This window comes from Mycoplasmatota bacterium (assembly GCA_018394295.1).
In the GTDB taxonomy this organism is placed as follows: domain Bacteria; phylum Bacillota_I; class Bacilli_A; order Haloplasmatales; family Haloplasmataceae; genus JAENYC01.
Genome location: CP074573.1, coordinates 1,062,795 through 1,079,068 on the forward strand (window position 1 = coordinate 1,062,795; position 16,274 = coordinate 1,079,068).

Here is a 16,274-nt window from a genome sequence, read left to right on the forward strand (position 1 = left end):
AAATCTTTTGTTGGAGGGGAATACAAATGATTAAATTCAACGAAGTACAAGAATTAAGTCTTCCAGCAATTGCGATTCGAGGATTAGTTGTTTTACCAAATAATGAAATGCGGATTGAAGTTGGAAGAGAAACAAGCATTAAAGCTTTAGTTGATTCAGAACGTTTTGACGGTCATATTGTACTGATCAATCAACAAGACCCATTAATAGATAATCCGAAACCAGATGATTTAATGAAATTTGGTATCGTATGTAAATTATTAATGAAAATTAAACAACCTAATGGTCATTATAAGGTTAAAGTGAAAGGACTAATACGTGCTTCAGTTGAAGAGTATTTCCAAGATGATCCTTTCTTCTTTACCCATGTAAAAACCTTACCATCGATCACAAATGATGCGGATAAAGAGATTGCTTTAATTAGAATGTTAATTAATACGGTTGTAGAAAATGCAGATTTTTTATTTACATCACCTAAAGAAGTAATTGCTAGTATTCAAGGCAATACAACTGCGGATAAGATTTCTGATATAGTCGCATTTCATTTGAAGACTTCAGAAAATGAAAAGCTAAAGTATATTAGTATTATTGATATAAATGACCGTTTAGAAAAACTATTAGTGGATATAGAAAAAGCAAAACAAGTATCACAAATTGAAGAAAAAATCGCTAGCGAAGTTAAAAAGAATATTGAAGAAAATCAACGTGAATACATCTTGCGTGAAAAAATGAAGGTCATTCAAGATGAACTAGGTGAGAAAGCAAGCCGTGAGACAGAAGTCTCTAAGTTAAAGGAAGCAATTGAAAAAGCAGGAATGCCAGAACAAACAAAACGGAAAGCTTTAGATGAATTAAGACGTTTTGAATCCATTCCTAATTATTCAAGTGAATCAAATATCATTAGAACTTATCTTGACTGGTTAATTGCACTTCCATGGTCAAAATCAAGTGATGAAAAGAATGATATTAAACATGCAGAAGAAATATTAGAGGCAGAACATTATGGTTTAGAAAAAGTAAAAGAACGGATTATTGAATATCTTGCGGTTAAGGTTATGACAGGTAAAACACCGCCTACCATTTTATGTTTAGTAGGACCTCCTGGTGTTGGGAAGACATCTTTAGCTAAATCGGTTGCGAATGCTTTAAATCGGAAATTTGTTAAAGCATCTTTAGGTGGCGTTAAAGATGAGGCTGAAATACGTGGACATAGAAGAACATATATTGGCGCAATGCCTGGTAGAATTATTCAAGAAATGAAAATTGCTGGAACGAATAATCCAGTTTTCTTATTAGATGAAATTGATAAACTATCAAGTGATTATAAAGGGGATCCAGCTAGTGCGATGTTAGAAGTACTAGACCCTGAACAAAATAAATTGTTTAGTGATCACTTTATTGAAGACCCATTTGACCTATCCCATGTCCTATTTATTTCAACAGCGAATTATTTAGGTAATATTCCTGAACCACTTCGTGATCGTATGGAAATTGTAGAAGTTAGTAGTTATACTGAAATTGAAAAATTCCATATTGCACGTAACCATTTAATTCCTAAACAGTTAGGTATGCATGGATTAGAAAAAAAACAATTAGACATTACTGATCAGGCGTTAACTAAGGTGATTCGTGCTTATACACGCGAAGCTGGTGTACGTAATTTAGAAAGAAATATTGGTTCTTTGTGCCGTAAAGCTACCAAAGAAATATTAACGAAAAAGGTTAAGAAAGTAACTTTTACGCCTGAGAATTTAAAGGAGTATTTAGGTAAAGAGATATTCTTCCATAATAAAGGTGAAGAAGAAAATGAAGTGGGTGTTGTTAATGGACTCGCCTATACCCCATATGGTGGAGATACGCTGCCTGTTGAAGTAACTTACTTTAAAGGAAATGGTAAGTTAATGTTAACTGGTAAATTAGGTGATGTCATGAAAGAATCAGCACAAGCTGCTTTTAGTTATGTTAGAGCGAATGCTGAAAAATATAAAATAGATGTTAATATCTTTAAAGATAATGATATTCATATTCATGTACCTGAAGGAGCCATCCCTAAAGATGGACCATCTGCAGGGATTACAATGGCAACTGCGATTATGTCTGCTTTAGCCAATCGTAAAGTTGATCATTTAGTTGGAATGACTGGAGAAATCACTTTGCGAGGTCGTGTGCTTCCAATTGGTGGATTAAAAGAAAAATCAATTGCTGCTCATCGTTCAGGTTTAAAAACGATTATCATTCCTAAAGATAATGAAAAAGATTTAGAGGATATTCCATTAATTGTACGTAATGAATTAAAATTCATTCCTGTTTCAGAAGTGAATGAGGTATTTGATATTGCGTTAGTGAATGATTAAACCTCATTATGGTGGTGAAAATATGTTAATCACAAAGGCAGAATTAGTCGCTATGGGGACAAATGAATCACATTTTCCTCAAGATGGATTAAAAGAAATTGTACTTGCCGGACGATCAAATGTGGGTAAATCGTCATTTATTAATTCAATGGTTCAAAGAAACAAGTTAGCTTATACATCTAGTAACCCAGGAAAAACGCAAACCTTGAATTTTTACAATATAAATGATCGTATGTATTTTGTTGATGTACCTGGTTATGGGTATGCACGTGTAAGTAAACATCAGCGGGAAGCATTTGGTCAAATGATTGAAAGTTATTTGAAGACAAGAAAAGAATTGATGTTAGCGATTCTGTTGATTGACTTTCGTCATAAACCAACTGAAGATGATATTTTAATGTATGAGTTTTTGAAATATTATCACATTAAAACCCTTGTTGTTGCTACGAAATGTGATAAAATTGGCAAAACGCATTACATGCGACATGAGAAAATGATTAAACAAGCAATTAATTTCTCAAAAGACGATTATTTTATTCGTTATTCTTCTCATACAAACAGCGGAAGAGAAGATACATGGAAATTAATTATGAATACATTAATAGAGAGTGAACAATAATAGTTCACTCTCTTATTTATTAAGCAATGATGATTTTTAAAATATAATTTGGTATAATAAAAATAATAAATTTAACAGGAAGTTAGTGATGTTTATGGAGAATAATGTCAATATTTTTTCTCATAAGGTAAATAAAGATGCTAAATTGTTTGATTATTTAAAAAATGAATTGATTTTATCTTTTAGACAAACAAATGCTTTTATTAAAAATAATCAATTAATGATTAATAAAAAAATAGTGACCAAAAATAAAAGCATATTAGAAGGAGACATTATTTCTTTACATTTTGAAAATGAAACAAATGATTATGAACCAGAAAATATTCCTTTGAATATTTTATATGAAACAGATGATTTATTAATCATTGATAAACCGCCGCATTATTTAGTTCATCCCACTAAAAATCACACAAATCATACAATTGCGAATTCCGTAAGTTATTATTTTCAAAAACAAAATTTAAAAAGAAAAATTCGTTTTGTCAATCGTTTAGATAGGGATACCAGTGGAATATTAGTGATTGCGAAAAATCCTTATAGTCATAGTTTTTTAACTAAACAATTTGAACGGAACCAAACAATAAAAAAATACTTAACGATTATAGATGGGCATTTAAACGCAAAAAATGGCGCGATAGAGACAAGAATTCATAAGGATGTAAATGATATCAAATATCAGGTAAACGACAAAGGAAAGCTTTCTATGACCTTGTACAAGGTGTTAAAAGAAAATGAAAAATATTCTTTGGTTGAATGTGAACTAAAAAGTGGTAGAACCCATCAAATAAGATTATCACTAGCTTCAATTGGGGCTTATATATTAGGTGATAGTTTATATTATGAGACAAGTGATATCATTAATCGACAAGCGCTCCATGCTTATAGACTAAATTTCATAGAACCTCGTACCTTTAAAAAACAAGAAATTATTTGTGAGTTACCTCAAGATATGAAAAAAATTATTTTATAAAAAAGAATTATTATGATATAATAGTAAAAAATAGAGGTGGTTATAGTGGATAATAGAAAATTAATTAATCAAATACTTGTAGAATTGTTCAACCATATTTTATTACTTGAAGAAAGAAATTTAAAAACACATGAACTGAAAAATTTATCCATCACAGAGGTTCATATTATTGAAGCGGTAAAAAAAGTGGACTCTCCATCGATGGGTGAAGTTGCCTCTAAGCTAATGGTAACCGTTGGGACCTTATCAACATCAGTCAATCGTTTAGTTCAAAAAGGTTATATTAAAAATCAAAGAAGTGAAAAAGATAGACGTGTTGTTTATTTATCTTTAACTGAAAAGGGAGAAGAGGCTTATAACATTCACGAAGCATTTCATGATAAAATGATTAGTAAAATTCTTTCTAGAACAAGTGTAAATGATGATGAATTATTGCTTTCCTCTTTAAGAAAGTTATTAGATTTTTTTGAGTCGTTAAAGATATAATCAAAAATAATATACTTGTATTAAATAAGCCTTGTGAATAGTTAAAAAATTATTTACGAGGAATTAGATTTATTATGAAAGATAAACAAATTATCCAAATCTATGTAAGAGGTAAAAAGAAGTTTTATATCAATAGTCTTTTAAGTTATTTAATACTTGTAAATTGGTGTTTCTTTTGGTTAGTACTAATACAGCATTCTTTAGCGTACGAATTCATTATTTGGCAGTGTTTGTTATTTGTTTTAATTTTTTCTTTAATAATTAATTATTTATTATTACCTATGAGATGGAAAAACATTGTATGAAAATATAGTAAAATTTAATTAGAAAACTCTATATTTTATTGGTTAATATATTCATAATATAGTAGATAATAACTTACAAAAACTCCCGATTACTTTTTTTAATGATGATTCTTTTTGAATCATCATTTTTGTATATTCTGTACAATATGTCAATTGTTTATTAAATATTGTTTTGGTATAGAGCGCTAGGTCTGAATCATTAACAAATGCGTTTATTTCTAAATTGTATTTAAAACTATGGATATCAAAATTTGTTGTTCCAATGGAAACATAGTGATCGTCACATATAAACACTTTTGAATGTAAAAAGGACTTTTTATTAAATAAATAGACTTTAATATTTTCATCTACTAAAAGTGAAGCATAAGCTTTTGTTGCTTGCAAAACAAAGGGATGATCATTTTTGTTTGGAATCATGATTTTGATTTCTACATTTCTTAAACTCGCATATTTTAAAGCTTTAATAAAAGCATCATTTAAAATTAAATAAGGAGTTTGTATGTAAATACATTTTTGCGACTGATAAATATGTTGAATAAATTTATTTTCAATATAGTTAATTTCACTAATATCTGGACCACTTGAAAGAATTTCTATTAGCTTATTTCCTTTAAATTGATGTGTCATTAAATAAGGTTTTATATCAATTTCTTTTTTTGAACAATACATATAATCAGCTAAAAATCGTTTTTCAATAGGCGTTGTCGCATTACCTATTATTTTTAATTGACTATCTACCCATAATCCTAATTTTTTATCTCTTCCTAAATATTTATCACCAATGTTAAAGCCACCTATATAAGCGATTTTATTATCAATTATCATGATTTTACGATGGTTTCGATAATTGATATTTAAAAATTTTCGTTTTAATTTAATGAAAGGAATGATTTCTCCTCCAAGTTTAATAAAATTATTAAAATATTTCTTTTTCATTTGAAAGGAACCTAATGAATCATATAATATTTTAACATCTACATTTTGTTTTAATTTCTCTTCCAATTTTTTAATTATTGATTTACCTATTTGATCTGTATTAAAAGTATAAAAACTAATATGAATATAATGTTCAGCTCGTTCAATTTCTTCAAACATATCTTCAAATAATAAATCACCATTATTAAATAACCTAACTTCATTATGTTGAGTTACTGTAATTGATTTAACCGTTTGAATATGTTTTTCATCAATTTCTCTTTTTTTTATCAATTGACGTCTAATTTGTTCATCAGAAACAATTAACAAATAGATAAACGGTGTGAAAAAAGGAAAAATAATAATTAATAGAAATGTGTATGTCATATTTGAAAGGTTAATATTTTGCTTGAATAATATTTTTAGCCCGAAAAAAAAATTTAACAAGTAAATTGCGATAAGGATATATAATAAGTGATCCATAAACTACCTTCCTTATATAAAAAAGTATCTTAATATAGATAATTCTATATTAAGATACCAAATTTTTTAAAATATATGTATTCTTTATTTCATTTGTAAGATTTGTTTAGCGATTGATAAGTAGACCAATCCATTAGGTTCATCTAGACCATAGATTGAGTGATGACCGGTCGTTGGTTGTGCAATTTCTAGTTGTCCTAAAAGAGGAACATCTAATTGTTTTGCGACTACTTCTCCGCCACCTTGACCAAATATGAGCTCATGTTTCTTGTTTTCAGGATTACTAAAGTATGACATGTTTTCAATGACACCAATAATTTCATGTTTTAATTGTCTTGCTCCAAAACCTGCTTTAACAGCGATTGTAGAAGCAGTAGGGTGAGGAGTTGTCACAACAATCATTTCACATTGAGGAATTAGTGATTGAATATCTAATGCTACATCGCCTGTTCCTGGAGGTAAGTCTACAAAAATATATTCAATATCATCACTCCAATTGACATCATATAAGAAATGTTCAAGCATTTTGTGAAGCATGGGTCCACGCCACATTAATGGCTTATTATCATCAATAAAGAAAGCAGTTGATATGACTTCAACATTGAATTTTTCAAAAGGGATAATTTTTTCATCTTCGGTACCTTTAGGATGAATTATATCTAAGTCCATTACACTTGGGATGGATGGGCCATAAATATCTGCATCAATAAGACCAACTTTATGACCTAATTTCGCAAAAGTTACCGCTAAATTAGCAGTAATGGTAGATTTACCAACCCCACCTTTTCCTGATGCAATTCCTATATAACGAACTTTTTTTTCTTTATCTAAGACTGTACCTTTTTCCTTAGAATTCAATTCTTCAATTTCTAATTTTAATCCAGAAAAGCCTAAGTCTAATTTAATCAATTTTGTTAATTGTACTTTAAACTGTTTTGCTTCATTGGTATCTTTTTTTTCAAGCGCAATAACCATAACTGCTTTATTATTTTCTTCATCAATGCCAACATAGCGAATACCACCGGTTGCTTTTAAGGTTTTATTACATGTTGGATCAATTAATGTTTCAATTTTTTCTTGTAATAGTTCTTTTGAAACCATATTATCATCCTTTCAGTTTTCTTCTTTATTATTTTATCACTATCATCTGTAAAAATAAACCAATATACTTTAAATTAATCAGGATAAATTATAGGTATTTTTCTTTCTCTTTCACAATCAACTAGATGGTATATTTCACTTGCCCGTAAATCTATTTTTAATAAATTATGATTGTTTCTATTTTTATTCGTTATGATAGGTACTTGACTAGTTTTTTTGAGTTGCTTTATATCATGGGTTTTCTTTTCTTTAAATCCTAAAATACGTACATATTGAGGCCCATTCCATATATTCCATTTTTGAACTTCTTCTTTTGTTACATGGTTTAAGACATGGGTTAATAAACGCTGGATTTTCCCTTTTGTATAGCGTTTAGATACTAATGAGGAAACGAATTGATTATAATTAGTTTCTTTTTTAATATGTTGAATCATCGCATTTTCTATGCCTTCGTTTATATCATGAATTTCCTTTAGAGCATGTTTTTGACTGGTTATTTGATATTTTAAATAAGGAAAATAATCATTCCAATAGTGGAGTTTTGTCTTGTTCAACATTTGTTTAGTATAATCAGGTATCACATGATCTACATTTTCTTTTTTCATTAACGCCTTTCGAATACTTGTTGCACTAGCGATTTCCTCATGAAGGATTTCTTGATCGTTATAATTAGATTTTCTTCGTTTAATCGTCTTAAATGCGATATTTTTATTGATATGAAGTATATTTCTGATGTATTGAATCCCTAATAAATCATTTGCTAAAAGATCTGTATTTTTATTTGTGATTATTTTTAGTGCTTTACTACAAGCTTCAGGATAACTATAACCATCATTCATAATACTTTTTAATAATTCATTAAAATGTGGATGATCAATCTTTGTTGCTAGTTCTAATAAAGTACTACTATCATTTGATTCGCTTCCAAAAATTATCTCATCAACACCACAATGATTTAAAATAGAGATAGCACCTAAACTAAATAAATCAGCATGAGAAACTGCATATAGATATGGTAATTCAACAACAACATCCACACCAGCTTGTAAAGCAAGTTTCGTACGAATTTCCTTACTGATAAGACTAGGTTGTCCACGCTGAACAAAATTACCACTCATAACAGCGATTAATAAATCACATCCACTTATTTTTTTAACTTGATTAAGGTGATATACATGTCCATTATGTAAAGGATTGTATTCAACAATAATACCACAAATTTTCATAATCTCACCACACCTGTTAGAATTACTTCTCATTATAATATTATCTTTACAATTAGTAAATATTTAATACTAAATTAAAAATGATTAAGACTAAATGAATGGAGATGTGTTATAATAAAAAAGTATAAATTTATACGAACTCTATAAAAAAAGTTGACATTTTCGTATAAAAAATATATAATTTTACTGTTGTATAGAGGTGATTATCTTGAAGTATTATATCAATGAATTGATGAAACATGGCACAACACCATTTGAAATCAATGAATCAGTAGATTTTTCTTCAATTGCTTCACAACATCACGAGATAAGAAAAATGTCTAAAGTTGTAATTGCAGGTAAAGGACAATTATCAGGTGAAGATGTGATATTTGATTTAAATATTAAATGTGATTTAATATTGCCTTGTGCCTTAACATTAGAGGATGTTAAATATCACATGGATTTTGATACCAAAGAATTCTTTACCTTTAAAGAGCATGCTAAAGAGGAAGATTATGACTATGATATGACAATCGTTAAAGGTCAAACGATTGAAATAGCACCTGTTATTTGGCAAAATATTATTGTTAATATTCCTCAACGTGTTGTTAGTGAAAATGCATATAACAAGATGCCTAAAGAAGGAGAAAATTGGCAAATAGTTGATGAAAATAATCAGGAAAATAAAATCGATCCTCGATTTTCTATATTGAAAGACCTACTAAAAAAATAAAGAGGAGGTGCTAACAATGGCTGTACCTTTTAGACGTACATCAAAAACTGCTAAACGTAAAAGAAGAAGTCATTTCAAAATTTCTATTCCAGGAATGGTAAAATGTCCTAATTGTGGTGAATATGTAAAACCTCATCATGTTTGTGGTGAATGTGGACACTATAACGGAAAAGAAGTTATATCTGTTGAAACTTCTGAATAATGAAGCGCGTTGAGTAATCAGCGCCTTTTTTATTGTTTTATTTATCTGAAATCATAGACGAAAATATATTCCAAAAATTGACAATATTATTGAAAAATGATGTCATTAGTTATATTTGTTGAATTTAAGTGTGTTGAGTAATCAGCACATTTTTTATATATAGTTACATTATTTCAATGTGCAACCATTGATTTGTAAAAAAATGTCGAAATTTTTGTATCAATAAAAGTCAACATTTATTGAAAAATGATGTCAATATATAATATAATGTAATCAAATTTAACAAATAAAGTATAATTATAAACAATAGAGGTGATACTTATGCCACTTGATGAAACCATAATCTCAATTACTTATCAATCCTTATTATTATTTGTTTTAATTATGGCTCTTAGCTTTTTATATAAAGGAAAAACCTATACTCAATATTATAAAAAAAGTTTAATCATTTTATTACCAGTTAATCTGGTGATATTTTTAATGTACTTTTTAGGTATTTCCCAATTATTATCTGTTTTTATCATCATTTTTACATTAAATATTATCTATTTAGGATTAAAAAATGCGCTTTTTCTTTACTTATTCTTAGTATTGGAAAATTTATTGTTTGTTTCAAATTATACTCTATTAATAGCCTACCTTTTTATGATATTAATTACCCATTTTAACTTAAATTTGATTAAAAATTACCGAAAAAAAATAACTGTTGGCTATTTTTTATCATTTGTCTTTTTAAATGCAGAACTATTTTTATCTCACCTTACTTATGATTACTATGTTCTGTATAATATTTCATGTTTTATCATTTGGACTTTAATTATTCATCTTGTTTTATTCTTAAATAAAAGAAATCGGAATATTGTTTTACATAAAGTAAATCTATTTAATGATAAAAAGACAAATATAAGTAATTATTGTTGTTTGCTAAATCAGTCCTTACAATTTTTAAAGAATAAGGATACTAATATTTCACTAATTTTAATTAATATTGATCGATTAAAAGCGATTAATAAATTGTATGGAGATTACTGTGGTGATCAAGTGATAAAAATTGTAGCTAATAGTATAAAAAAGAATGTAGAAGAATATGGAAATGTTTATCGGTTAGATGGAGATACATTTTGTGTTGTTTCTATAAATGAAAAATTTAAAATGATGCAAACTATTTCTGAAAGAATTAGATTAGAAGTTGCGATAAAAGATTTAATTATTGATAATAATAAGATTAATCTCTCTGTTTCTATCGGAGGGTATTATGGTAAGATAGAGAGTAAAAACATCGATGATTATATCGAAGTAGCATATGATTCATTATTAAATTCAAAATACAATGGAAGAAATCGTGTCTTCTTAAATAACCACATGGATTATTATCCTAAGGTAATGTAATTTTTTGAAAGATATGGTATAATATTCCACACGGAGGTAATGAATATGAAATTAAATAAATTTATTGACCACACAGCATTAAAACCACAAACAACGGTACAAGACATTGTTAAATTGTGTGAAGAAGCAAAAAAATATGATTTTAAATCAGTTTGTGTAAATCCTACGCATATTCAACATGCGAAAGAATTATTGAAAGGGACTGATGTATTAGTTTGTACAGTCATTGGTTTTCCTTTAGGGGCAAACACAATTGAAACAAAAGTATTTGAAACCCAAGATGCTATTACTAAAGGTGCAGATGAAATTGATATGGTCATTAATATTGGTAGAGCAAAAATTAATGACTTTGAATATATTGAAAAAGAGATTCGTTCTGTAGTAGAAAGTAGCACTGGTAAAACAGTTAAAGTTATTTTAGAGACTTGTCTGTTATCAGATGAAGAAATCGTAAGATGTTGTCAAGCAGCCAAAGATGCTAAAGCTCAATTCGTTAAAACCTCAACTGGATTCTCTACTGGTGGAGCAACCGTACATGACATTCAATTAATGAGAAAAACTGTAGGCGAGTTAATGGGTGTTAAAGCATCTGGTGGTGTTAGAAGTAAAAAAGATTGTCTTGAAATGATTGAAAATGGGGCAACAAGAATTGGTGCTTCTAGTGGTGTTAAAATCATGGAAGATGAAACAGTAAGTGATGATACTAATTATTAGGAGGAATAAAAGATGACTATACCTACCCCCCATATTGAAACAAAAGAAGCAAATTTGATTGCTGAAACGGTACTTCTTCCAGGAGATCCGTTACGCGCTAAATTTATCGCAGAAAACTTTTTAGAAGATGTGAAGCAATTTAACGCAGTACGAAATATGTTTGGTTTTACAGGAACTTATAAAGGGAAAAAAATATCTGTGATGGGTTCAGGCATGGGGATGCCTTCTATAGGGATATATAGCTATGAATTAATTCATTTTTATGGAGTGAAAAACTTAATTCGTGTTGGATCTTGTGGAGCAATGCAACCGAATATGAAACTATATGATTTAGTATTTGGAATGAGTGCTTCAACAAATTCTAATTATTTACATCAATATCAATTGCCAGGAACATATGCTCCTACTGCTAGTTTTGAACTTTTACAAAAAGCAGTCAACCAAGCCGAAAAATTTCAATATCCATATCATGTAGGAAGCATTTTATCTAGTGATGTATTCTATGATGATGATAATGAAAGTTGGAAAAAATGGGCTAAAATGGGTGTTTTATCTGTTGAAATGGAAGCAGCTGCTTTATATGCAAATGCTGCCAGAGCAGGTGTAAACGCTTTAACAATATTGACTGTATCAGATTCATTAGTTACACATGAATTAACTTCATCTGCTGAAAGACAAACAGCTTTCACAAAGATGATGGAAGTAGCTTTAGAGTTAGCTTAATATAAAAATAACTTAAGGTTGGTAACTTCTACCAACCTTTATATATTGTAAAATTTTATTATTTGCGAATAATATGTAGTAGGATTAAACGAGGTGAAATAATGCAACGGATAAATTATAAGATTAATGGACTAAATGTTATTTTTATTAAAACTGATAAATTTAAAACAACTGATTTTATACTAAATTTTCGTAATTATTTAAATGGAGATACGGTTACAAAAAGAGCCTTAATTCCATATGTTTTAAAAGCTGGAACTCAAAATTATTCAACCAAAAAAGAAATTAATGAAAAATTAGAAACCCTTTATGGAGCTTCTTTAGGTATTTCAATTAATAAACAAGGGTTAATGCAAATTCTTTCGATGCGAATGTCTATAATAAATGATACTTATTTAATGACTAATTCAACATTATTAGAGGATGCTTTTCAATTTTTCCATGAGGTAATTTTTAATCCAAAATGTGAAAACAATGTTTTTTCTGAAAAAATTGTTTCAGAAGAAAAACGTTTATTAAAGGCACAATTTAATGCTTTATATGATGATAAAATTCGTTATGCTTATGATAAATTAATTGAAGAAATGTGTAAGGATGAAAATTATCGAATTAAGGCATTAGGACGTATTGAAGATATCGATTCTATTGACCCATCAAATCTTTATTCAGTTTACCAAGATATTTTAAAGAATGATACAGTTGATTTACTAGTGATTGGTGATATCGATAAAGAACGACTTAAAGGTTTAATTGAAAAACATTTATCTTTTAATGACCGTCAAGAAATTAAAGAAGTGGTTGATACACAAACTAAAGAAATTGATAAAGTGAATAAAATAGTTGAGTCTCAAGAACTTAACCAAGCAAAACTAAATATTGGTTTTAGAACAAATGTTAATGGAAAAGATAATGATTATTATCATTTACTTTTAATGAATGCGATGTTAGGTGTCTATCCTCATTCATTACTATTTAGAAATGTTAGAGAAAAAGCAAGTTTATGTTATTACATATCAAGTAATATCGATAAAGCTAAAGGAATTATGATTATCTATGCAGGAATAAATAAAAAAGATTTTGATCAAGCATATAAACTGGTTTTAGATCAGATTAATAAATTAATCACCGGTGATTTTGATGAAGCACTTATGAATAATTCTTCAAAAGCATTAGTAAATGATTTACTACAAATGAGTGATAATCCAATAGCAGTACTTGCAAGTGAATACTCACATTTACTCTATGATGAAATCTTTGATATCAATTCAATTATCGAAAAAATAAAAGCAGTCACAAAAGAAGATATACAAAAAGTTGCACAAAAATTAAAAGAAGACACAATCTTCTTTCTTACTAAAGAAGAGGTGAATGAGTAATGGAAAAAATGGTTTATGATAATCTAAAAGAAACGGTTTATTATGAGAAATTAGATAATGGATTAGAAGTATATATGCTACCTAAAAAAGGGTTTAATAAGTTTTATGCTACTTTTACAACGAAGTATGGCTCAATTGATAACACCTTTATACCAATTGGGAAAAAGGACTATATAACAGTTCCAGATGGTATCGCTCACTTTTTAGAACATAAAATGTTTGAAAGTGAATCAGGGGATGCCTTCGAGAAATTTACTGAGTATGCTGCTAATTCAAATGCCTATACTGCTTTTAATAGAACAGCTTATTTATTTTCTTGTACTTCCTATTTTGAAGAAAATTTAAATTTATTGCTTGATTTTGTTCAAGATCCGTATTTTACAGATCAAAACGTTGATAAAGAAAAAAATATTATCGCTCAAGAAATCAGTATGTATGATGATAATCCTGATTGGCAATTATATTTTGGAACCATTGAAAATATGTTTAAAGAAAATGGCGTAAGGGTAGATATAGCTGGAACAGAAGAATCAATCTATCAAATCACAAAAGAATTATTATATGAGTGTTATAATACTTTCTATCATCCTGCAAATATGTTGTTATTTGTTGTAGGAGATATGGATATTGACCAGACCATTGAACTTATAAGAAATAATCAAAGTAAAAAAGATTTCAAACCATTTGAAAAAGTAGAGAAGAAATTTGTTTTTGAATCTAATGAAGTTAATCAAAAACAAACCCTTACCAAAATGGATGTTTCAACACCAAAAGTGGCTGTTGGAATAAAAAATAATGAATCAAGATTCCAAGGTAAGGAATTAATGAAATATGAAATAGCTTTAGATATTATTTTTGACTATTTATTTAGTAAAAGTTCAACTAATTATCAGCAATTACTCGATGATGCATTAATAAATAATACCTTCAGTTATGAGTTAACAATAGAATATTCTTATGGATTTGGTATCATTAGTAGTGATACTGAAAAACCAGATGAGTTAACTAAACGCTTGAAAGATATATTAATCAACGCAAGACATATGAAAATGAGTGAAGAAGAGTTTACGAGAAGAAAAAATAAATTATTAGGTGCTTCAATAAAGTCATTCAATTCGCCTGATGCTATCGCAAATTCATTTACAAGATATAAATTTAATGGAATGAATATGTTTGATGCGATTAAAGAATATGAAAAATTAACATTGGCTGATATAGAAGAAGTACTTCCATTCTTTGATGAAAGAGCGATTACTACAAAAGTTATTATGCCTAAATAGTATCATTGAAAAACTGTGTTAGCGATAATACAGTTTTTTATATCTGTTTCATTTTGTATTTTTTTCTATTCGCTTTAAATCTTAGATGTGTTATAATAGAATAATAACAGTAAATGGAGGATATGATGAAACAATATATAGATTTATGTCGACATATTTTAGATAAAGGTACCCTAAAAGAAGATAGAACAAGTACGGGAACTATCTCAACATTTGGTTATCAAATGCGATTTGATTTAGCGAAAGGGTTTCCTCTGTTAACAACAAAAAAATTACATTTAAAATCGATTATCCATGAATTATTGTGGTTTATTTCAGGTGATACAAATATCAAATATTTACAAGAAAATGGGGTAAGAATTTGGAATGAATGGGCAGCTGATAATGGAGATTTAGGTCCTGTCTATGGACATCAATGGCGTCATTGGGATTCATCTGATGGATCAGTGATTGATCAATTATCTGATGTGATTAAGCAAATAAAAACAAATCCTAATTCCAGACGTATGATTGTATCAGCATGGAATGTAGGTGATTTAAATAAAATGGCACTACCACCATGTCATTTGTTATTTCAATTTTACGTGAATGATAATAAATTGTCCTGCCAATTGTATCAACGTTCTGCTGATGTATTTTTAGGTGTTCCATTTAATATTGCATCTTATAGTTTATTAACAATGATGATTGCACAGGTTTGTGATTTAGAATTAGGGGAATTTATTCATACCATAGGTGATGCTCATCTTTATCAAAATCACCTTGAACAAGTCAATATTCAATTATCAAGAGAGCCTCGTGACTTACCACAAATGGAAATTAATTCAGAAATCAAATCAATCTTTGATTTTAAATATGAGGATTTCAAATTAAAAAATTATAATCCTCATCCACATATAAAGGGAAAGGTTAGTGTCTAATATGTTGTCCATTATTGTAGCGTTTGATAAAAATCAATTGATTGGCAAAGATAATAAAATGCCTTGGCATTATCCTGAGGATTTAAAGTATTTTAAAGAAGTAACGTGGGGGAAAAAGGTAGTGATGGGTAGTAATACTTATCAATCCATTCTTGATTATTTACATAAACCATTACCTAATAGGCATAATATTGTTATTACTTCTAAAAAAGATAAATATCCTGAGATAGAATGCTATGAAAGTATTGAACATTTTTTAAGACAATATCACAAATCTACAGAAGAGATATTTATAATTGGCGGTAAAATGATTTATGAACAATTTATTAATCTTGTTGATCGTTTATATATAACCCATATAGATAAAACATTTGAAGGAGATACTTATTTTCCTCATTTTGATAAAGAGGATTTTAAAATTATAAACAAAAAATCAAGAGAAGAACTTAGTTTTATTATTTATGAAAGAAAGGTACAAGATAATGAATAGAGTCTA

16 protein-coding genes are annotated in these 16,274 nt (G+C 28.4%); 13 read left to right on the forward strand and 3 right to left on the reverse strand.

Annotated elements, in window-relative coordinates:
- Positions 1 to 26 precede the first annotated feature (26 nt).
- The 4 genes from lon to KHQ81_04785 all read left to right on the forward strand — a co-directional run bounded on the left by lon (position 27) and on the right by KHQ81_04785 (position 4,429).
- Positions 27 to 2,354: an endopeptidase La gene (lon, locus tag KHQ81_04770; protein ID QVK19024.1), complete on the forward strand. Its 2,328-nt coding sequence runs from the start codon at positions 27 to 29 to the stop codon at positions 2,352 to 2,354.
- 22 nt (positions 2,355 to 2,376) lie between these two features.
- Complete coding sequence (gene yihA, locus KHQ81_04775) at positions 2,377 to 2,973, forward strand: ribosome biogenesis GTP-binding protein YihA/YsxC (protein QVK19025.1); 597 nt, start codon at positions 2,377 to 2,379, stop codon at positions 2,971 to 2,973.
- A gap of 85 nt (positions 2,974 to 3,058) precedes the next feature.
- On the forward strand, positions 3,059 to 3,943 hold the full coding sequence (locus tag KHQ81_04780) for an RluA family pseudouridine synthase (GenBank protein QVK19026.1): 885 nt from the start codon (positions 3,059 to 3,061) through the stop codon (positions 3,941 to 3,943).
- Between the two features lie 42 nt (positions 3,944 to 3,985).
- A complete protein-coding gene (locus KHQ81_04785) occupies positions 3,986 to 4,429 on the forward strand; it encodes a MarR family transcriptional regulator (GenBank protein ID QVK19552.1) in 444 nt (147 codons plus the stop codon).
- A 356-nt stretch (positions 4,430 to 4,785) separates the two neighbouring features.
- Here the strand turns inward: KHQ81_04785 and cls are convergent, their stop codons facing one another.
- The 3 genes from cls to KHQ81_04800 form a co-directional block, all read right to left on the reverse strand.
- Entirely contained in the window at positions 4,786 to 6,132 is a 1,347-nt protein-coding gene (cls, locus tag KHQ81_04790; GenBank protein ID QVK19027.1) for a cardiolipin synthase, read from the reverse strand.
- A gap of 84 nt (positions 6,133 to 6,216) precedes the next feature.
- A complete protein-coding gene (locus tag KHQ81_04795; protein QVK19028.1) occupies positions 6,217 to 7,233 on the reverse strand; it encodes a P-loop NTPase in 1,017 nt (338 codons plus the stop codon).
- Between the two features lie 74 nt (positions 7,234 to 7,307).
- Positions 7,308 to 8,459, reverse strand: coding sequence for a nucleotidyltransferase (locus KHQ81_04800; GenBank protein QVK19029.1), 1,152 nt, complete (start codon positions 8,457 to 8,459; stop codon positions 7,308 to 7,310).
- Positions 8,460 to 8,667: 208 nt separating this feature from the next.
- Between KHQ81_04800 and KHQ81_04805 the strand changes: the two genes are divergently transcribed.
- The 9 genes from KHQ81_04805 to KHQ81_04845 all read left to right on the forward strand — a co-directional run bounded on the left by KHQ81_04805 (position 8,668) and on the right by KHQ81_04845 (position 16,268).
- Entirely contained in the window at positions 8,668 to 9,174 is a 507-nt protein-coding gene (locus tag KHQ81_04805) for a DUF177 domain-containing protein (protein QVK19030.1), read from the forward strand.
- A gap of 16 nt (positions 9,175 to 9,190) precedes the next feature.
- Entirely contained in the window at positions 9,191 to 9,376 is a 186-nt protein-coding gene (rpmF, locus tag KHQ81_04810) for a 50S ribosomal protein L32 (protein QVK19031.1), read from the forward strand.
- Between the two features lie 321 nt (positions 9,377 to 9,697).
- Complete coding sequence (locus tag KHQ81_04815; protein ID QVK19032.1) at positions 9,698 to 10,765, forward strand: GGDEF domain-containing protein; 1,068 nt, start codon at positions 9,698 to 9,700, stop codon at positions 10,763 to 10,765.
- Between the two features lie 45 nt (positions 10,766 to 10,810).
- Positions 10,811 to 11,479 carry a deoxyribose-phosphate aldolase gene (gene deoC / locus KHQ81_04820; GenBank protein QVK19033.1) on the forward strand — a complete coding sequence of 223 codons (669 nt, stop codon included), beginning with the start codon at positions 10,811 to 10,813 and terminating at the stop codon, positions 11,477 to 11,479.
- A gap of 12 nt (positions 11,480 to 11,491) precedes the next feature.
- On the forward strand, positions 11,492 to 12,202 hold the full coding sequence (gene deoD, locus KHQ81_04825) for a purine-nucleoside phosphorylase (protein ID QVK19034.1): 711 nt from the start codon (positions 11,492 to 11,494) through the stop codon (positions 12,200 to 12,202).
- A gap of 101 nt (positions 12,203 to 12,303) precedes the next feature.
- On the forward strand, positions 12,304 to 13,578 hold the full coding sequence (locus KHQ81_04830) for an insulinase family protein (GenBank protein ID QVK19035.1): 1,275 nt from the start codon (positions 12,304 to 12,306) through the stop codon (positions 13,576 to 13,578).
- On the forward strand, positions 13,578 to 14,858 hold the full coding sequence (locus KHQ81_04835) for an insulinase family protein (GenBank protein QVK19036.1): 1,281 nt from the start codon (positions 13,578 to 13,580) through the stop codon (positions 14,856 to 14,858). The genes KHQ81_04830 and KHQ81_04835 overlap by 1 nt, the downstream gene beginning before the upstream one ends.
- 125 nt (positions 14,859 to 14,983) lie before the next feature.
- Positions 14,984 to 15,778, forward strand: coding sequence for a thymidylate synthase (locus tag KHQ81_04840; protein ID QVK19037.1), 795 nt, complete (start codon positions 14,984 to 14,986; stop codon positions 15,776 to 15,778).
- 1 nt (position 15,779) lies between these two features.
- Positions 15,780 to 16,268: a dihydrofolate reductase gene (locus KHQ81_04845; protein QVK19553.1), complete on the forward strand. Its 489-nt coding sequence runs from the start codon at positions 15,780 to 15,782 to the stop codon at positions 16,266 to 16,268.
- Positions 16,269 to 16,274: the final 6 nt, after the last annotated feature.

Coding starts and splice junctions, on each gene's coding strand:
- lon (QVK19024.1), top strand. CDS start 27: ATGATTAAATTCAACGAAGTACAAGAATTAAGTCTTCCAGCAATTGCG.
- yihA (QVK19025.1), top strand. CDS start 2,377: ATGTTAATCACAAAGGCAGAATTAGTCGCTATGGGGACAAATGAATCA.
- cls (QVK19027.1), bottom strand. CDS start 6,132: ATGGATCACTTATTATATATCCTTATCGCAATTTACTTGTTAAATTTT.
- KHQ81_04795 (QVK19028.1), bottom strand. CDS start 7,233: ATGGTTTCAAAAGAACTATTACAAGAAAAAATTGAAACATTAATTGAT.
- KHQ81_04800 (QVK19029.1), bottom strand. CDS start 8,459: ATGAAAATTTGTGGTATTATTGTTGAATACAATCCTTTACATAATGGA.
- rpmF (QVK19031.1), top strand. CDS start 9,191: ATGGCTGTACCTTTTAGACGTACATCAAAAACTGCTAAACGTAAAAGA.
- KHQ81_04815 (QVK19032.1), top strand. CDS start 9,698: ATGCCACTTGATGAAACCATAATCTCAATTACTTATCAATCCTTATTA.
- deoC (QVK19033.1), top strand. CDS start 10,811: ATGAAATTAAATAAATTTATTGACCACACAGCATTAAAACCACAAACA.
- deoD (QVK19034.1), top strand. CDS start 11,492: ATGACTATACCTACCCCCCATATTGAAACAAAAGAAGCAAATTTGATT.
- KHQ81_04830 (QVK19035.1), top strand. CDS start 12,304: ATGCAACGGATAAATTATAAGATTAATGGACTAAATGTTATTTTTATT.
- KHQ81_04835 (QVK19036.1), top strand. CDS start 13,578: ATGGAAAAAATGGTTTATGATAATCTAAAAGAAACGGTTTATTATGAG.
- KHQ81_04840 (QVK19037.1), top strand. CDS start 14,984: ATGAAACAATATATAGATTTATGTCGACATATTTTAGATAAAGGTACC.
- KHQ81_04845 (QVK19553.1), top strand. CDS start 15,780: ATGTTGTCCATTATTGTAGCGTTTGATAAAAATCAATTGATTGGCAAA.